A 16,165-nucleotide genomic window follows, 5' to 3' on the forward strand; every position below is an offset into this window, starting at 1 on the left:
ACCAATCTTTACTGCTAACTTTTATTTATCCTCTTAACACTAAAAATGGTCTATTTACCCTCCTTTTCAGCGAATTATTTAACGATTTTCTGAACCCCTGTTTTTTTCATTTTATTTTTTATTATCGATAAATAGGTTGTTTTTTAGCTTGTTTTATCGTTTCTCTAGCAAGTTATTGATATTTTCTTTTGTGTTTTATGATTATCACCATAATTATGATTAAAAATTGCATAATTACTATGCTGATCACAAATTGTTATTTTCTTGTTTTAATTTCATTACGCTACTTCACAATTTCTTAACGTTCCTTGTTTCTATAAAAGTTGTCATGTTGTATACAAGTTAGTGTGAAACATTCACCTGCGTTTTTATGTACAGGAACAACATCATGAGAATAAGAAAAACAAAACTTGCCATCGGTATTGTTGCTGTTATTGCTGTTGTCTCATTAGCAGTAATCGGCAAAAAAGAGAATGCGAATAAACAATTTCTCTCTGTAGCAACCGCTTCAACAGGAGGAACGTATTATCCGATGGGAGTGGGTTTAGCAAACGTATGGAGTACGCATCTTAAGGATAGAGGCGTTCAAGTAACTGGACAATCTTCTGCCGGTTCAATAGAAAACATCTATTTAATGCAGAAAAATGAAGCTCAACTTTCAATACTACAAAGTCTTTTAGCCGTAGAAGCCTATGAAGGCGTGCGCAATTTTGAAGGGAAACCAGAAAAAGATCTTCGTTCAATCTCTATGTTATGGCCCAATGTTGAGCACTTTGTTTTAATGGACAACAAAGTAAAAACAGGAACATTAGACGATATTCGTGCAACAAGTTTTTCTGTTGGCCCTCAAGCCAGCGGTACTGAACAATCTACAATTATTATTCTTAAAGGCGTTAATTTAACTAAGAAAGATATCACTCCAGAATATCTTGGATATGGGGATACGGTTTCTGCCATGCGGGATGGTCGCCTTGATGGTGGCGCATTACCTGCTGGTGTGCCTGCTTCAGCGGTAACGGATATGTATGCAAGTGGTGTCAGTGCAAAATTACTCGAAGTCACAGATAAGCAACTTGATGATATCAATCATGTGGCAAATTCATGGTTTCGATTTGAAATACCCGCCAACACCTACCCTCGTCAAACTGAAATGGTCAATACGATTGCTCAACCTAATATCTTAATGACCACAACCAGTATTGATAATGATTTAGTTTATGAGCTGACAAAAACCATGTTTGAGAACCTGCCTGAGGTTCATCAAGTTCATAGCGCAGCCAAGTACATCACCACAGAAAATGCATTAAAAGGCGTTTCTGTGCCATTACATTTAGGGGCTTACCGCTACTACAAAGAAATCGGATTAGAGATCCCTGATTATCTTATTCCACCAGAAGCTCAAACGCAGACTAATAATAAATAACAGGAGTGAGTTATGACTAACAATGACCACCTAACTCCGGTAGAGCCACCTGCATTAGATAAAGAAGCAAGCTCCGGCAATCGCCAACTTGCAGGTATTTACCTGAAAATTACCACAACTCTTGCAATATTAATTTCGCTTTATGCTATTTATTCCAACGCATTATCAAATACTCAAGAGTTTTACCGTAATACTATTTTTCTTAGTGGTATTTTAATTTTAGGTTTTATTTTGTTTCCATTCTCTAAGCGTTTTTCAACGCCTAAATTTAATGGATGGGATTATCTTTTTATTGCTTTAACATTAATCAGCTATGGCTACTTTTTCTTTAATTATGTTGATCTTCACGTTGTGAGAAAAAGTATTCCAAATACAACCGATTATGTCATGGCTATATTAGGAATTATTGTACTGTTTGAAGCAGCAAGAAGAACCACTGGCTACTTTATTCCAGGACTTGCCACATTTGCCATTATCTACGCTTTATTTGGTCAGTATTTTATGGGTATTTTCGGTCATGCAGGATTTTCTGTAGAAAGATTGTTATACCGTTTATTTATGACCAGTGAAGGTATCTTTGGTATCACCCTTTCAACAGCCTCGACAGCAATTGTCGTCTTTATTCTTTTTGGATCGTTCTTAAGTGTGAGTGGCGCAACAGCACTATTTAATGACTTAGCACTTGCTCTTGCGGGTCGTCGCCGTGGTGGTCCTGCTCAAGTTGCTGTTATTTCATCTGCATTAACTGGTTCATTAAGTGGAAGTGCTGTCGCCAACGTAGCGACAACGGGTACCTTTACCATTCCATTAATGAAAAGCATTGGATTATCATCTCGCTTTGCGGGTGCCGTAGAAGCAACTGCATCAACAGGCGGTATGATCATGCCACCTATTATGGGTGCTGCCGCATTTATTATGGCGGGCTTTTTGGGCATTTCTTATACTACGATTGTTATTGCCGCGATTATTCCAGCGTTGTTGTATTACGCTGCATTAATTATGGCAATTGATATCGAAGCTAAAAAACAAGGATTAAAAGGTTTAAGTAAAGAGAATATCCCACAAGTTAAAGCAGTACTAAAAGCGCGTGGTTTATTATTACTGCCTTTGGTTATTGTTATTGGAACCTTATTAGTGGGTAAAACACCTATTTATGCAGGTTTCTTAGGTATTCTAACTATTATTGTTGCAAGCTGGATTACGCCTGATAAATCAGTCCGTATGACGTTAACTAAAGTGGCCGACGCCTTGGCTGAAGCGGCTCGTGGATCTGTTCAAGTGACTGTCGCTTGTGCTGCCATAGGTGTCATTATCTGTGTTGTTACAATGACAGGAATCGGTGCAACATTAGCATTTAATATTGTCTCAATGACAGATAACACATTATGGATGATCTTATTAGTCGTTATGCTGGTGTGTATTGTATTAAGTATGGGTTTACCTTCAACAGCATTATATATTGTTGTAGCTGTTACAGTGTCACCTATTTTAATTAAAGCAGGTGTAATGCCTTTAGCGGCTCACTTCTTTGTTTTCTGGTTTGGTGCATTATCCAATATTACACCACCTGTGGCATTAGCAAGTTATACTGCAGCCAGTATCGCAAGAGCCGACCCTATGCAAACATCATGGGATGCAGTCCGTTTAGCCCTTCCTGGTTTTATCATTCCATTTATCTTAGTCTATAACCCTGCTTTACTGATGCAAGGTGATAATTTAGGTGTACTTTCTATTGGATTAATGGTTATTAGTGCATTAATCGGAATTTATGCACTAAGTATCGCAACGGCAAACTTCTGGATGATTAAAACAACGTGGTTTGAGCGTATTGCATTTGCAGCGGCGGCAATTCTAATGATTAAACCGGGCTTATATACCGACCTTTTAGGTGTCGCCTTGATCCTATTAACCGGTGCATTCCATTTATTACGGTCTAAAAAACATTTAGCCAATATGAGGCATGCATCTGGAGAAAACTAGATGATACAAAAGATCTCACGCCAAAAAGCGTCACATCAAATTCTTGAGCAGATAAAGCAAAATATTAGTAACGGGACATACCCTATTGGTGAAAAGTTACCCTCTGAAAATGTACTTGCTGACGCCTTTGGCGTCAGTCGAGTCCCCATCAGAGAAGCATTAGGTGTCTTAGAAGCCAGTGGCATTGTAACTTCACGCCAAGGGGGCGGTCGCCGTGTAATTGACCATTCTATACTCAGTAAATATGAGCCATTAGTTATGGAAATAGCTTGCCCTGAAGAGATAGATTCACTGCTTGAAATGCGTGAGGTCATTGAACATGAAGCGGCCGCTATTGCCGCTTTACGTCGAACACCAGAAGAATTACGCTCTATCGAAAACGCCCATGACGCTTTTGTTTTGGCAACAAGGCAAAACAAAAGCATTGGTCATAAAGAAGATTATCAATTTCATCGTTCGATTATGGTTGCCGCACATAACCCCTTTTTTGTCCAGATCTTAGATAACTTACACGAACTCTACCTTGGCGTATTAATGTATTCGTTAAGTAAAAACAAAGGGCGAGATACTGAAATTGAGCGAGTAATTGCAGAACATGAGGCAATTCTCGAGTCAATACGCCAACAAGATCACGATGAAACAAGCCATAGAATGCGTCTTCATTTGACCAATGTACGAGGCAAATTAAAACGCTTACAACAAGAACCCTGTTAATTTAAAATTTATAAAATGGATAATATTATGACTTATGACGTGATTATTATTGGTGCGGGATTAGTCGGATTAGGGGTTGCAAGTGCACTACAAGAAAGTCAACCTGAGCTGAAATTACTAGTGATTGATAAAGAATCTGGCCCCGCTGTTCACCAAAGTGGACATAACAGTAATGTTGTTCATTCCGGTATTTATTACACACCAGGGAGTCTTAAAGCGAGGCTAGCAAAACAAGGCAACATCACAACGTATGCATTTTGCCAACAACATAATCTCTATTATGATCGTTGTGGCAAAGTCATTGTTGCTACCAATGAAAAAGAGTTACAAGCATTAGAAAATATCTATCAACGAGGCATTGAAAACGGACTTGAAGTTATCAAAATGACTGAAGCGGAGCTTAAAGTCAGAGAACCTTATGTCAATGGTATTGCTGCCCTATTAGTTCCTGATGCAGGTATTGTGAATTATCCCGAAATTGCAGCAAAACACGTTGAAATTATTCAATCTCGTGGCGGTGAATTTGCATTTAGACAAGCGGTCACAGCAATCAATGAAACCGATGATACTGTCACTGTTACAACATCTAATAACCAATTTACAGGCCGATGGTTAATTAATTGTGCCGGTTTATTTAGTGATCGTATTGCTAAAATGGCAGGTTATGACACAGGTATGAAAATAGTCCCATTCCGTGGTGAATATTTTATGCTTAATACTAATAAAAACTACTTAGTAAATCATCTTATCTACCCTGTTCCTAATCCTGATTTTCCTTTCTTAGGTGTACACTTTACACGCATGTATAACGGACATCGTGACGTTGGACCTAATGCGGTATTAGCTTTTAAGCGTGAAGGTTATAAAAAAAGCGATATTAACTTAAAAGATCTCGCTGAAGTTCTCACTTATAAAGGATTTTGGAAAATTGCTGGAAATTATTTAGGTGAAGGAATGGCAGAGCTTCGTCGCTCATATTCACGTAAATTATTTACCGCAAATGCACAAAAACTCATTCCTGATTTACGCGAAGCAGATATTCATCCGGGCCCTGCCGGTGTTCGAGCCCAAGCATTAACTCGTGAAGGGAAATTAGTAGATGATTTCCATTTTGTAAAAGGTAAACGTTCACTGCATGTTTGTAATGCTCCATCACCTGCTGCAACAGCGTCTATTGAAATAGGTAGAGAAATAGTAAAAGAGCATTTTTCTTTGTAATTGAAAAATATACTGTGAGTAAAAATAACAAATAGCACTGAAATTAATCAGTGCTTTTTATTTTTATATCACTCACTGCATTCTTTTAACGCTTCATTCATTAACCATTGCTGAAATATCTCCATTGATGCTGTCAATGGCTTTGATTTTAAATATGTTAGCCAATATTTTCCCATTTCAACTTCTATTTTAAAGGGTTGCACTAACTGGCCATTTTCAATTTCTCTTGAAAACATTTTGGCCGGTGCTAATGCAACGCCTCCTTCATAAATAGCGCTTTCAATCATTAAGCGTGAAGAGTCAAAAATAGAACCCGTTATTTTTATAGGCGACATATCTGCTTTTTCAAACCATTGTAACCACTCATCTTCTCGATAAGAACGATACAAGTTTTCATTTATTAAATCAGTTGGATGTTGTAAACGTTTCGCCGTACCTGATGAACACAATACCGTTAATGGTGCAGAAAATAACGTTTTGTTATGTGTTAATGGCCATAATCCTTCACCAAATCGAATAGCAAAATCTAATCCTTCAGTAGCCAAATTAACCACATTATTATTTGTTCTTAAATTTACTTCTATTCTTGGATATAACTGCCTAAATTCAGCTAACCTAGGTAATAACCATCCCACCGCAAATGTGCCGACAGCCGCAATCGAAACAACATCGCGATATTCACCACGTTCAAATTGCTTAAATACACGCTCAATATCACTAAAAGCCGTTGTTAATACAGAAAATAAAATTTGAGCATCATCCGTCATTTCTAAGCCTCTAGGCAAACGCTTAAAAAGAACAACACCAAGTCGCTCTTCTAACATTCTCACTTGTTGGCTAACAGCGCCTTGAGTGACATACAGCTCTAATGCCGCTTTGGTGAAATTAAGATGTCTTGCAGAAGCTTCAAATGCACGCAGTGCATTTAGGGGGAGATGTGTTCGCATAATATTCTTAGCCATTAGATTTTCTATAAGCTAAGGTGATTTATTATCGATTGTCAATAAATCAATTAAATAGGATATTGCACCTTATAAATAAACGGCGCTATATCTACCTAATAACTGTCTATTTATATTGAGATTTTCTTTATTAACTTAATATGAGCAACAAAGACTATGTTTAAAACAACATTTCGCCAAACAGCAGCGATCGCAGTTTCATTAATATCTCTATTAACATCACCAATGCTATGGGCTCACAACAATAATACAATTGAAGAGCAATTAAATACGCTTGAAAAATATAGCCAAGGCCGTTTAGGCGTGGCATTAATCGACACGGAAGATAACTCACAAATAACATACCGTGGTGAAGAACGCTTTGCGATGGCAAGTACAAGTAAGGTTATGGCAGTTGCTGCCGTTTTAAAAGCGAGTGAAAAACAAGCCGGATTATTAGATAAGAATATTACGATTAAAAAATCTGACTTAGTTGCTTACAGCCCTATTACAGAAAAACATTTAACAACAGGAATGACTCTGGCTGAATTAAGTGCTGCTACATTGCAATATAGCGATAATACAGCAATGAATAAGATATTAGATTATTTAGGAGGTCCAACCAAAGTCACTCAGTTTGCACGCTCAATTAATGATGTAACTTATCGCCTAGATCGTAAAGAGCCTGAATTAAATACAGCAATTCATGGTGATCCTCGTGATACAACCTCTCCAATTGCGATGGCTAAAAGTCTTCAAGCACTGACATTAGGTGATGCGCTAGGTCAATCTCAACGTCAACAACTTGTTACTTGGTTAAAAGGCAATACAACGGGTGATCACAGTATTAAAGCAGGTTTACCAAAACACTGGGTTGTTGGGGATAAAACTGGCAGTGGTGATTATGGTACAACTAACGATATTGCCGTTATTTGGCCTGAAAACCATGCACCATTAATTTTAGTCGTCTATTTCACACAACAAGAACAAGATGCAAAATACCGTAAAGATATTATTGTTAAAGCAACTGAAATTTTAACAAAAGAGTTTTCCCGTTTATCTCAAACAAAATAAGTTTCTTTATTAATAATCTAAACAAGAAATCAAACATAGTAATAGAGCTATTAATTGGCTCTATTACTACAAGCACACATAATAATATAAGTGAAATAACATACAGATAAGACAATTAGACTGTAATAAACAAGCCTAATATACTGACTTTTATTAAATGGATTTATTTTAAGGAAGTAAGATGTCTGATCTATTTGAATTAATTGGTGAATTACTATCCTGTGCAGGTCAAATCACGCTCACTCAGATCCGACTTTGTATCGTTATTCTTACCCTATTAATGTTAGTTATTGTCTCTTTATGTACTTGGTCATTTGATCTCTATTTTATTGGTGTTTCATTATTTATCTGTATGTTACTTTATACACCCGAGATATATCTGTTTATTAAAAGCTGGATAGTTTAATTTACAGTTATAAAAAAGCCTCCGTTAAATTAACTAGAGGCTTTCTCTATTAAAAATATCGTGTGATGATTTAAAATTAACTAAATCTAAATGTGTAAAAAATTAAAGTGGTAAAGCAAAACTTACTTTTACCGTTTCCATTGGTACTTCTGTTTTTATACTTTGGATGCTTGGAATTTGTGTTAAATAATCGGCATGAAAACGACGATACGTTGCCAAATCTTTAGTAACGATTCGAATAAGAGCATCACATTCGCCAGCCATTAAATGACATTCAACCACTTCAGGTAACACCTTGATAGCTTTTACAAATTCTTCAATAGTTTCAGCATCTTGTGCTCTAAACCAAATCCTTGCAAATAAAGATAACCCTGCATCAACCTTACTACCATCTAATACAGCAACATAACGAGTGATCACACCAGACTCTTCGAGTAAACGCACTCGGCGAAGACAAGGAGAAGGTGAGAGTCCAACCTCTTTTGCCAGTTCAATGTTCTGGATTTTGCCATCACGCTGAAGCACCTGCAAAATATGTTTGTCTATCTTATCTAATTTTATTGACATCAAAGATTAACCTTAATTCTATTTGTGGAATTTTATTGCCAATTAATTCTTTTTGTTAGCAACAAAGCAACCCGATTTTTTCGAAAACATCATATAATCTTTCCGCTAAATTTCACAGCAAAAACGATATTTCTCTAAAACTATCTCTATCAGGTGAAAAGATGGAATTTAACACTTTATTATTCTTCGCACTGACTGTTCTACCACTTATTTGCACGCCGGGACCCGATATTCTTTTTATCTCATCCCAAGGGCTATCTGGTGGTATGAAATCAGCATGGATTGCCAATACTGGCGTTATATCAGGCTATTTAACCCATGCGTTACTGAGTGCGTTAGGGCTTGCCGCTTTAGTATCAGCATCACCCATTTTATTTCATTTACTCAAATGGGTTGGTGTTTTCTATATTAGTTATCTTGCAGTCAAAATGTTGATATCAGCCTGCAAAAAAGGCCAACTAGCCCTAGATGCCTCAAAAACTTCACATCTATTTCGTAAAGGTTTTTTAACCAGTTTTCTTAATCCTAAAGGACTACTCGTTTATCTCGCTATTTTACCAAACTTTATTGATAATCATAATGATGTAGCAACACAATCATTGCTGTTATCTGGGATATTTATCACGACTTGCTTAATTATTTATGGTCTACTCGGCACCTTTTTTGCTTATATTGGCTTAAAAGGTGGTTTAAGTGAAAAACGTCGCCGCTATAACGATGGCATTGCAGGTGGATTACTCACTTTTGCAGCTATTAATCTGGCTTTAAATTAGCCTTAATCCTAAGCACTATTTATTATTCTAGTCAGTATTTGACCACAAAAATGCCTCTATTTAAGTGGTCGAATATCTGCCCATAATAATTGGCAATTTGTGGTTAATGGTCTTATTTCACCTTCACGAATATCAGGCAACCACCAAGCGCCCTGTCCTTTTGACAAATGCTGACAAGTCGCCCCCATTAAAGTCCATTCACCTTGAGTGACATAAATTAACCCTGCATGAGAATTAGGCAAAATAAGTGGCTGTCTTACTAAGGTCGTTTCTGCTTTCCAGCACGTCCGACGTACCATGATATTTAAGCACTTTACACCGCCTTTAATAAGTTCAGACCTAACATGAATATCACCTGAAAAATCAAAGGGTTGATAAGAATTTGTAACGGAATGACTAAGAAAGCCAGGGCTATTTAAATTGATGCCATTACCTTCTAATAGCACCATTTGCCTTTCAATGTCAGGAAACTGTCCTAATGAGCTATTCTCTTCGATAGAGGTTATACACGCTCGCCATGAAAAATCATTATTAACTGGCCAACACACAATTTCTTGTGTTGTGCCTTTTTGATTATTCCATGATATAAACGGTAACTCTTGCTGATCAAAACAACGTAGCTTCATTGTATCCTCCTGCAATATCTGGCTATCAGTCTGATAATGAGGTTAAGGATTAATCATTGGAGATTACCGTCAATAAATCAATAGCTACCTTTTAAAAATGTGCGCTGACGTCAGCTATTTACGTCGTAATTTTCTGCACCCTTCGCCAATTATTTCCATTCCTTTTTCAGTACGACTACTCCATTGAAAAGAAGAGTTTAAACGGAATGCATGATTAAATTGGGAGCTGGTGGAAAACATTGAACCCGGCGCAATACTGACACCTCGTTCTAATGCAAAGTGATAGAGTTTATTAGCATCAAATGTTGACTCAAACTCTAGCCAGAGAAAATATCCTCCTGATGGAATATTCACTTTTACATCTTCTGGTAAATGCGTTTGTATCGCTTGTAACATCCGATAACGCCTTTGTTCTAACAATAATCTTAATCGGCGAAGATGCGTATCATAACCACCTTGTGATAAATAATCAGCTATAGCTTGTTGTGTTGGCATACTGGCAGAAACTGTACTCATCATTTGCAACTGCTGTATTTTTGTTGCATGTTTTCCTGCTGCAACCCACCCCACACGAAATCCTGGTGCAAGGCATTTAGAAAAAGAAGCGCAATGTAAAACGCTATTTGTTTTATCAAAACCTTTTACTGGCATCGGTGCTTTCTGGCTGTTATAGAGTTCGCCATAGACATCGTCTTCGATTAGCGTTATCTGTTTCTTCGCTAATATGTCCACCAGCCTTATTTTATTCTCATCGGGCATTGTTCCACCTAATGGGTTTTGACAATGGCTCATCAACCAACAGGCTTTAATATCGTATTGCTCAACCACTTTTTCGAGTTCATCTAAACAAATTCCTGTTACAGGATCTGTTCTAATGGCAATCGCTTTTAATCGCAAACGTTCAATGGCTTGTAATGCACCATAAAATGCAGGTGACTCAATCACAACCCAATCACCCGGTTCGGTAACAGCTTGCAAACTAAAACTTAATGATTCCATTGCACCAGCAGTGATCACAATTTCATCTGGAGAGACATGAATTCCTTGTAATGCATAGCGTTGTGCAATGTTACGGCGTAACTTTTCATTTCCCGGTGGTAGATTGATCACCGAACTTTGGGGCGCTAGATGTCTTGCAGCAGAAGCCAATGCACTACTTAGTTTGGGTTGAATAAATAAACTGGGATCGGGGAAAGCAGAACCAAAAGGAATAATTTCAGGATCTTTACATGCTTGAAGGACATTGAAAATAGAGGTGCTTATTTCAACATTTTCACTCATGTGTAGCCCTTTGCTGGCTGTCACCTGACCAAAACGATTATTACGATGTGCAACGTAATAACCTGATTGTGGTCGTGCAGTTATCCATCCTTGGCTTTCTAATAACTGATACGATTGTAAAACAGTCATTAAACTTAAACCTGATTGTTTCACCGTGTCCCGCAATGAAGGTAAACGGTCGCCAGATTGCCAGATATTATCTTCAATTTGTTGGCGTATTTGCGCTGCAAGCTGTTCATATCGAGTCATATAAAACTGTTTACCTCAAAACTGTTATAGTTATTTTTAAACTTATTGTCACTATTATAGCTTACTGTCATATGGTCTACTAATCCACACGATTTACCTGCAATTTACATTTTTATATCAATATAACGAGGTTTTTTATGCTTGGGTTAAGTGCCTTTGATTTGGCGCGTATCCAGTTTGCGTTCACAGTTTCTTTTCATATTATCTTCCCTGCAATTACTATCGGACTGGCTAGCTTTTTAGCCGTATTGGAAGGTTTATGGTTAAAAACTCGCAATAAGGATTATTTAGCGCTATTCCATTTTTGGTCAAAAATATTCGCTGTTAACTTTGCTATGGGCGTTGTCTCTGGTTTGGTCATGGCCTATCAATTCGGAACCAACTGGAGTTTTTTCTCTGATTTTGCGGGCTCAATTACAGGCCCTCTACTCACTTATGAAGTTCTTACTGCTTTCTTCTTAGAAGCTGGTTTCTTAGGTGTGATGCTGTTTGGTTGGAATAAAGTAGGCGAAAAACTTCACTTTTTCGCAACCTGTATGGTGGCATTAGGTACATTAATGTCTACGTTTTGGATCTTGGCTTCAAATAGTTGGATGCAAACACCACAAGGGTTTGAAATTATAAATAACCAAGTTGTTCCTGTAGATTGGCTCGCAGTTATTTTCAATCCATCATTCCCTTATCGCCTCGCTCATATGGGTGTTGCAGCTTTCCTTGCTTCGGCCTTCTTTATTGCTGCATCTGCCTCGTGGCACCTGCTCAAAGGCCATAAAACATCCGCCATGAAAAAGATGCTTTCAATGTCTTTATGGATGATTTTAATTTTAGCACCAATTCAAGCACTCATTGGTGATGTCCATGGTTTAAATACCTTAAAACATCAACCCGCTAAAATTGCAGCTATTGAAGGTCACTGGGAAAATGAACCAGGAGAAGCAACACCGTTAATTCTCTTTGGTATGCCAGATATGGATGCTGAAGAAACCAAATATAAGATAGAAATTCCTTATCTTGGCAGCATGATCTTAACCCATAGCTTAGAAAAACAAGTTCCAGCATTAAAAGAGTTTCCTAAAGAAGACAGACCTAACTCACTTATTGTCTTCTGGTCTTTCCGCATTATGGTTGGCCTTGGCATGTTAATGATTTTAGTCGGTGTTTGGGGAACGTGGTTACGCTATAAAAAGAAACTTTATGAATCTAAAGCTTTTTTACGCTTAACTTTCTTAATGGCACCTTCAGGACTTATCGCTATTCTTGCCGGTTGGTTTACAACCGAAGTAGGACGTCAACCTTGGGTTGTTTATGGCATACAGCGAACACGAGATGCCGTATCTGCACACGGCGAAATGCATATGAGTATAAGCTTGCTGATCTTCTTAGTTGTTTATAGCTCTGTATTCGGTGTTGGATATGCCTATATGTTAAAACTGATCCGTAAAGGTACACCGGAGGTTCATCATGGGAATTGATTTACCAGTCATTTGGTTCGTCATTATCGTATTTAGTACGTTAATGTATATTGTCATGGATGGTTTCGATCTTGGTATCGGTATGCTTTATCCATTTATTAAAAGTGACCAAGATCGTGACTTAATGATGAATACCGTTGCTCCGGTGTGGGACGGTAACGAAACATGGTTAGTCCTAGGGGGAGCTGCATTATTTGGTGCTTTCCCATTAGCTTACGCGGTTATTCTTGATGCTTTAGCAATGCCACTAACATTAATGCTTGTCGCCTTAATTTTTCGTGGTGTCGCATTTGAATTTCGTTTTAAAGCCGATGACAATCACAAAGGTTTTTGGGATAAATCATTTATCTTTGGATCTATCTTAGCCACTTTTATGCAAGGCGTTGTCGTTGGTAGCGTAGTTCAAGGTTTGCCAGTTGTTAATCGCGCTTTTGTAGGTAGCTATTTTGACTGGTTATCCCCTTTTGCACTCTTTTGTGGATTTGGATTAGTTATCGCCTATTCCTTATTAGGATGTGGCTGGCTAATTATGAAAACCGAAGGTCATTTACAACAGAGTCTATATAAGGTCGCTAAACCACTTACACTTGTTATGCTTGCAGTCATTGCAGCGATTAGTGCATGGACACCATTAGCACAACCTGCAATTGCCGAACGTTGGTTCACATTACCAAACTTATTCTTCTTTTTACCTATTCCTCTTTTAGTGTTGTATAGCACTTGGTTAATTTTACGCTCAGTGAAAAAACAAGGGCATTACCTGCCTTTCTTTGGTGCGCTGGCTTTAATTTTCTTAGGTTTTGCAGGATTAGGGATCAGTATTTGGCCTAACATTATTCCACCTGCAATCAGTTTTGTAGAAGCGTCAGCACCGCCAGAAAGTCAAGGGTTTATGCTAGTTGGCGCACTGTTTATTATTCCAATTATTCTCGTATACACATTCTGGAGTTATTACGTTTTCAGAGGAAAAACAAATTATGAAGAAGGTTATCACTGATCCACAAATACAGAACAAACCCTCATTATTAAAAAAATGGGGATGGTTGATTACTATTTGGTTTTGTAGTGTTTTAGCCTTATTCGCAGTCTCTTCCCTCTTTCGTTTTTTAATGACGTTAGCCGGAATGAAAGTCAAGTAAAGGCAAAATACATACAGCAATATAATCAACTAACACCGAATACGGCAAGCTATAGAATAGAAGTAAAGAAAGGGCTGAAGTTATCTTCAACCCTTTTATTTTTATTAGATGCTCTTTTAACAGCTAATTTTATATAATTTTCTTTTTTATAAAAGAAAATAAGAATGTAAATATTTTCATTTTTCTATGATTAACTAAACTTAAATCAAACGCCTTGATAAAATCATTTTAAATACATCATTTTTGATTAAAAATAAGAGATAAAATCTTTTTTAGGCATTTATTACGATAAATAAAGATATAAATAATCCTATAAAAAGCCATCTTCTCTAGAAATAAAATGGAATGAATGTTGAATTAGGCTTCCAAAGTAATTATGATATCGCCGCCTAGCAGGTTCATATCTGTATTATTTTATAAAGACACACCAAATGTGTCATTTAGATATGCCATATGATTAATTCAAGAATTAAATCCACTCCCTATTAAAAAGGATGGATAATGGATGATGTCTGTTCAAAATACATATTTTGATAATTTAGATTTATCTTAATTGCTAAGAAAGATCACTTACACTAGGCTTACTCATTGTTGCTACTAAATTAAGGATGAAATCATGAATTGGTATTTGGAAGTCATTAAAAATAATTATGCTAACTTTTCAGGACGTGCTCGCAGAAAAGAATATTGGATGTTTACTCTAGTAAATACCATTATTATTACCATCCTATATGCTATTGTGATTTCATCAATAGACATGAATACGGGTGAAATGAGTTCATTAGGTTCAATTGTTGGTATCATTTTAGGTATTTACTCTTTAGCTATTATTATCCCTAGCCTTGCAGTGACTATTCGTCGCTTCCACGACCAAGATAAATCAGGTTGGATGTTCTTACTTGCATTTATTCCTGCTGTTGGTGGATTAATTGTTTTTGTCTTTATGTGCCTTGAAGGTACTAAAGGTGACAACAGATTCGGCCCAGACCCTAAAGCTTAATCTATTGTTGCATTAATATGACAATACAGTGAGTACACCTACTATTAAGTTACTCACTGTATTAATTGATTTTCCTACCTTTGTTACAAATATCTAAAAACATTCCTTTCTTTAAATAAAATAACACTGGCTCATCTCCTCCCACATTGTACTTTGGTATTTTTACGTTTCTAATTAACGATATCACGTTATTACACCATGCTTATTGCATTGATCCTTAAGTTTTTTCTTTGTTGTGAGTTTGAACTTAGTCACACAATATAAGTAAAAAAATACGCTTTCCTTTACTAAATTAATGTTAATGTTGATAATGACTATCATTATTAATTGAAAATGATAATATCTACGTCGATAAAATAATTAAATGAGTCAGGTAAAAAAACGTGAGTAACCAAAAAACACCTCAAGAAAAAAATATTTATAAACCAGCACCTCCTCGCCTAGTTCAAGTAAAACGTATTACTGATGTCACTCCAGGAATGCGCTGTATTACCTTTACTAGTGATGATTTAGATTCTTACCCAGAAGATACTGCGGGAGCACATTTAAAAATATTCTTACCTTTAGAAGGCCAAGTTAAACCTACTGTACCAGGCTTTTCTGAAAAAGGTCCTAAATGGCCTGAAGGCGAACCAAGATCGATTGTACGTACTTATAGTGTTCGTGCTATTCGCCCTGAGCAAAAAGAGTTAGATATTGAATTTGCCGTACACGACGATGCAGGCCCAGCTATTCATTTCGCGCTAAATGCTAAGCAAGGTGACTATATTGGGATCACTAATCCGGGTGGCCCTGATCCTTTATTAGCACCTGCGTCACATTACTATATGGCGGCCGACCCAAGTTCATTACCTGCTTTAATGGCTTTAATTGAAACCATGCAGCCTAATGTTCAAGGAAAAGTTGTTATACGAGTAGAAGACGAAACACATCGCCAAGAAATTAAACATCCTAGTGGCTTAGAGATAATCTGGTTGATTGGCTCAGTAGAAGAACAAACTCAAAACTTAATTAATGAATTTATGTCATGGGAATTACCTGCTGAAGATGTGGCGTTTTGGATTGCAGGTGAAGACAAAATCATTCGTGCATTAAGACGTCATATTCGCCGTGATCACGGTTACGATCGCAGCTTAATTTATGCCATTCCTTATTGGCGTTTTGGTTATGACGAAGAAGGCTATCACGCTGAACGTCACCATGTTATGGATAACGAAGACGTAAGCTAAACGATAAGTTAAAGATTAAGCGTTGGCTGTACAGGCTGCATATAATTTCTTTCATTATATGTAGCCTTTTTTA

The 16,165-nt window shown here is 37.1% G+C and carries 16 protein-coding genes; 12 read left to right on the top strand and 4 right to left on the bottom strand.

Annotated elements, in window-relative coordinates:
* Positions 1 to 388: 388 nt before the first annotated feature.
* From NBG71_RS04940 to lhgD, 4 genes are read left to right on the top strand one after another with little or no spacing between them, the layout of a single operon-like run.
* The gene (locus NBG71_RS04940) at positions 389 to 1,423 is read left to right on the top strand and encodes a TAXI family TRAP transporter solute-binding subunit (RefSeq protein ID WP_075670985.1); all 1,035 of its coding nucleotides are present in this window, start codon (positions 389 to 391) and stop codon (positions 1,421 to 1,423) included.
* 12 nt (positions 1,424 to 1,435) lie between these two features.
* On the top strand, positions 1,436 to 3,403 hold the full coding sequence (locus NBG71_RS04945; RefSeq protein WP_075670983.1) for a TRAP transporter permease: 1,968 nt from the start codon (positions 1,436 to 1,438) through the stop codon (positions 3,401 to 3,403).
* Positions 3,404 to 4,117 carry a FadR/GntR family transcriptional regulator gene (locus tag NBG71_RS04950; RefSeq protein WP_219495161.1) on the top strand — a complete coding sequence of 238 codons (714 nt, stop codon included), beginning with the start codon at positions 3,404 to 3,406 and terminating at the stop codon, positions 4,115 to 4,117.
* A gap of 15 nt (positions 4,118 to 4,132) precedes the next feature.
* On the top strand, positions 4,133 to 5,335 hold the full coding sequence (gene lhgD, locus NBG71_RS04955; protein ID WP_164530521.1) for an L-2-hydroxyglutarate dehydrogenase: 1,203 nt from the start codon (positions 4,133 to 4,135) through the stop codon (positions 5,333 to 5,335).
* Between the two features lie 68 nt (positions 5,336 to 5,403).
* Here lhgD and NBG71_RS04960 read toward each other — a convergent pair whose 3' ends face one another.
* Positions 5,404 to 6,282, bottom strand: a complete 879-nt coding sequence (locus NBG71_RS04960) for a LysR substrate-binding domain-containing protein (protein ID WP_075671140.1) — start codon at positions 6,280 to 6,282, stop codon at positions 5,404 to 5,406.
* Positions 6,283 to 6,453: 171 nt separating this feature from the next.
* Between NBG71_RS04960 and bla the strand changes: the two genes are divergently transcribed.
* Positions 6,454 to 7,350 carry a class A beta-lactamase gene (gene bla, locus NBG71_RS04965; protein ID WP_109419804.1) on the top strand — a complete coding sequence of 299 codons (897 nt, stop codon included), beginning with the start codon at positions 6,454 to 6,456 and terminating at the stop codon, positions 7,348 to 7,350.
* A 181-nt stretch (positions 7,351 to 7,531) separates the two neighbouring features.
* The gene (locus NBG71_RS04970) at positions 7,532 to 7,756 is read left to right on the top strand and encodes a hypothetical protein (RefSeq protein ID WP_099660335.1); all 225 of its coding nucleotides are present in this window, start codon (positions 7,532 to 7,534) and stop codon (positions 7,754 to 7,756) included.
* A gap of 102 nt (positions 7,757 to 7,858) precedes the next feature.
* On the opposite strand, the gene NBG71_RS04975 is transcribed toward NBG71_RS04970, so the two are convergent.
* On the bottom strand, positions 7,859 to 8,323 hold the full coding sequence (locus NBG71_RS04975) for an Lrp/AsnC family transcriptional regulator (protein ID WP_023582027.1): 465 nt from the start codon (positions 8,321 to 8,323) through the stop codon (positions 7,859 to 7,861).
* Between the two features lie 161 nt (positions 8,324 to 8,484).
* Between NBG71_RS04975 and NBG71_RS04980 the strand changes: the two genes are divergently transcribed.
* On the top strand, positions 8,485 to 9,096 hold the full coding sequence (locus NBG71_RS04980; RefSeq protein WP_075670973.1) for a LysE family translocator: 612 nt from the start codon (positions 8,485 to 8,487) through the stop codon (positions 9,094 to 9,096).
* Between the two features lie 56 nt (positions 9,097 to 9,152).
* On the opposite strand, the gene NBG71_RS04985 is transcribed toward NBG71_RS04980, so the two are convergent.
* The gene (locus NBG71_RS04985) at positions 9,153 to 9,722 is read right to left on the bottom strand and encodes a HutD/Ves family protein (RefSeq protein ID WP_099660334.1); all 570 of its coding nucleotides are present in this window, start codon (positions 9,720 to 9,722) and stop codon (positions 9,153 to 9,155) included.
* A gap of 114 nt (positions 9,723 to 9,836) precedes the next feature.
* On the bottom strand, positions 9,837 to 11,252 hold the full coding sequence (locus NBG71_RS04990) for an aminotransferase-like domain-containing protein (protein ID WP_075670969.1): 1,416 nt from the start codon (positions 11,250 to 11,252) through the stop codon (positions 9,837 to 9,839).
* Positions 11,253 to 11,389: 137 nt separating this feature from the next.
* On the opposite strand from NBG71_RS04990, the gene NBG71_RS04995 reads away from it, so the two are divergent.
* The 5 genes from NBG71_RS04995 (at position 11,390) to NBG71_RS05015 (ending at position 16,092) form a co-directional block, all read left to right on the top strand.
* Positions 11,390 to 12,724 carry a cytochrome ubiquinol oxidase subunit I gene (locus NBG71_RS04995; protein WP_075670967.1) on the top strand — a complete coding sequence of 445 codons (1,335 nt, stop codon included), beginning with the start codon at positions 11,390 to 11,392 and terminating at the stop codon, positions 12,722 to 12,724.
* A complete protein-coding gene (gene cydB / locus NBG71_RS05000) occupies positions 12,714 to 13,721 on the top strand; it encodes a cytochrome d ubiquinol oxidase subunit II (protein ID WP_156733490.1) in 1,008 nt (335 codons plus the stop codon). Before NBG71_RS04995 ends, cydB begins: the two co-directional genes overlap by 11 nt.
* Complete coding sequence (locus NBG71_RS05005) at positions 13,702 to 13,863, top strand: DUF2474 domain-containing protein (protein ID WP_074454095.1); 162 nt, start codon at positions 13,702 to 13,704, stop codon at positions 13,861 to 13,863. Before cydB ends, NBG71_RS05005 begins: the two co-directional genes overlap by 20 nt.
* A gap of 616 nt (positions 13,864 to 14,479) precedes the next feature.
* Positions 14,480 to 14,863 carry a DUF805 domain-containing protein gene (locus tag NBG71_RS05010; protein ID WP_075670963.1) on the top strand — a complete coding sequence of 128 codons (384 nt, stop codon included), beginning with the start codon at positions 14,480 to 14,482 and terminating at the stop codon, positions 14,861 to 14,863.
* 383 nt (positions 14,864 to 15,246) lie between these two features.
* Positions 15,247 to 16,092, top strand: a complete 846-nt coding sequence (locus NBG71_RS05015) for a siderophore-interacting protein (protein ID WP_164530523.1) — start codon at positions 15,247 to 15,249, stop codon at positions 16,090 to 16,092.
* Positions 16,093 to 16,165 lie beyond the last annotated feature (73 nt).

Source organism: Proteus sp. FZP2095, assembly GCF_023701425.1.
In the GTDB taxonomy this organism is placed as follows: Bacteria; Pseudomonadota; Gammaproteobacteria; order Enterobacterales; family Enterobacteriaceae; genus Proteus; species Proteus cibarius.

What these genes read in the sequence shown, in the direction of transcription:
- NBG71_RS04940 (WP_075670985.1), top strand. Translation starts at nt 389, where the DNA reads ATGAGAATAAGAAAAACAAAACTTGCCATCGGTATTGTTGCTGTTATT.
- NBG71_RS04945 (WP_075670983.1), top strand. Translation starts at nt 1,436, where the DNA reads ATGACTAACAATGACCACCTAACTCCGGTAGAGCCACCTGCATTAGAT.
- NBG71_RS04950 (WP_219495161.1), top strand. Translation starts at nt 3,404, where the DNA reads ATGATACAAAAGATCTCACGCCAAAAAGCGTCACATCAAATTCTTGAG.
- lhgD (WP_164530521.1), top strand. Translation starts at nt 4,133, where the DNA reads ATGGATAATATTATGACTTATGACGTGATTATTATTGGTGCGGGATTA.
- NBG71_RS04960 (WP_075671140.1), bottom strand. Translation starts at nt 6,282, where the DNA reads ATGCGAACACATCTCCCCCTAAATGCACTGCGTGCATTTGAAGCTTCT.
- bla (WP_109419804.1), top strand. Translation starts at nt 6,454, where the DNA reads ATGTTTAAAACAACATTTCGCCAAACAGCAGCGATCGCAGTTTCATTA.
- NBG71_RS04970 (WP_099660335.1), top strand. Translation starts at nt 7,532, where the DNA reads ATGTCTGATCTATTTGAATTAATTGGTGAATTACTATCCTGTGCAGGT.
- NBG71_RS04975 (WP_023582027.1), bottom strand. Translation starts at nt 8,323, where the DNA reads ATGTCAATAAAATTAGATAAGATAGACAAACATATTTTGCAGGTGCTT.
- NBG71_RS04980 (WP_075670973.1), top strand. Translation starts at nt 8,485, where the DNA reads ATGGAATTTAACACTTTATTATTCTTCGCACTGACTGTTCTACCACTT.
- NBG71_RS04985 (WP_099660334.1), bottom strand. Translation starts at nt 9,722, where the DNA reads ATGAAGCTACGTTGTTTTGATCAGCAAGAGTTACCGTTTATATCATGG.
- NBG71_RS04990 (WP_075670969.1), bottom strand. Translation starts at nt 11,252, where the DNA reads ATGACTCGATATGAACAGCTTGCAGCGCAAATACGCCAACAAATTGAA.
- NBG71_RS04995 (WP_075670967.1), top strand. Translation starts at nt 11,390, where the DNA reads ATGCTTGGGTTAAGTGCCTTTGATTTGGCGCGTATCCAGTTTGCGTTC.
- cydB (WP_156733490.1), top strand. Translation starts at nt 12,714, where the DNA reads ATGGGAATTGATTTACCAGTCATTTGGTTCGTCATTATCGTATTTAGT.
- NBG71_RS05005 (WP_074454095.1), top strand. Translation starts at nt 13,702, where the DNA reads ATGAAGAAGGTTATCACTGATCCACAAATACAGAACAAACCCTCATTA.
- NBG71_RS05010 (WP_075670963.1), top strand. Translation starts at nt 14,480, where the DNA reads ATGAATTGGTATTTGGAAGTCATTAAAAATAATTATGCTAACTTTTCA.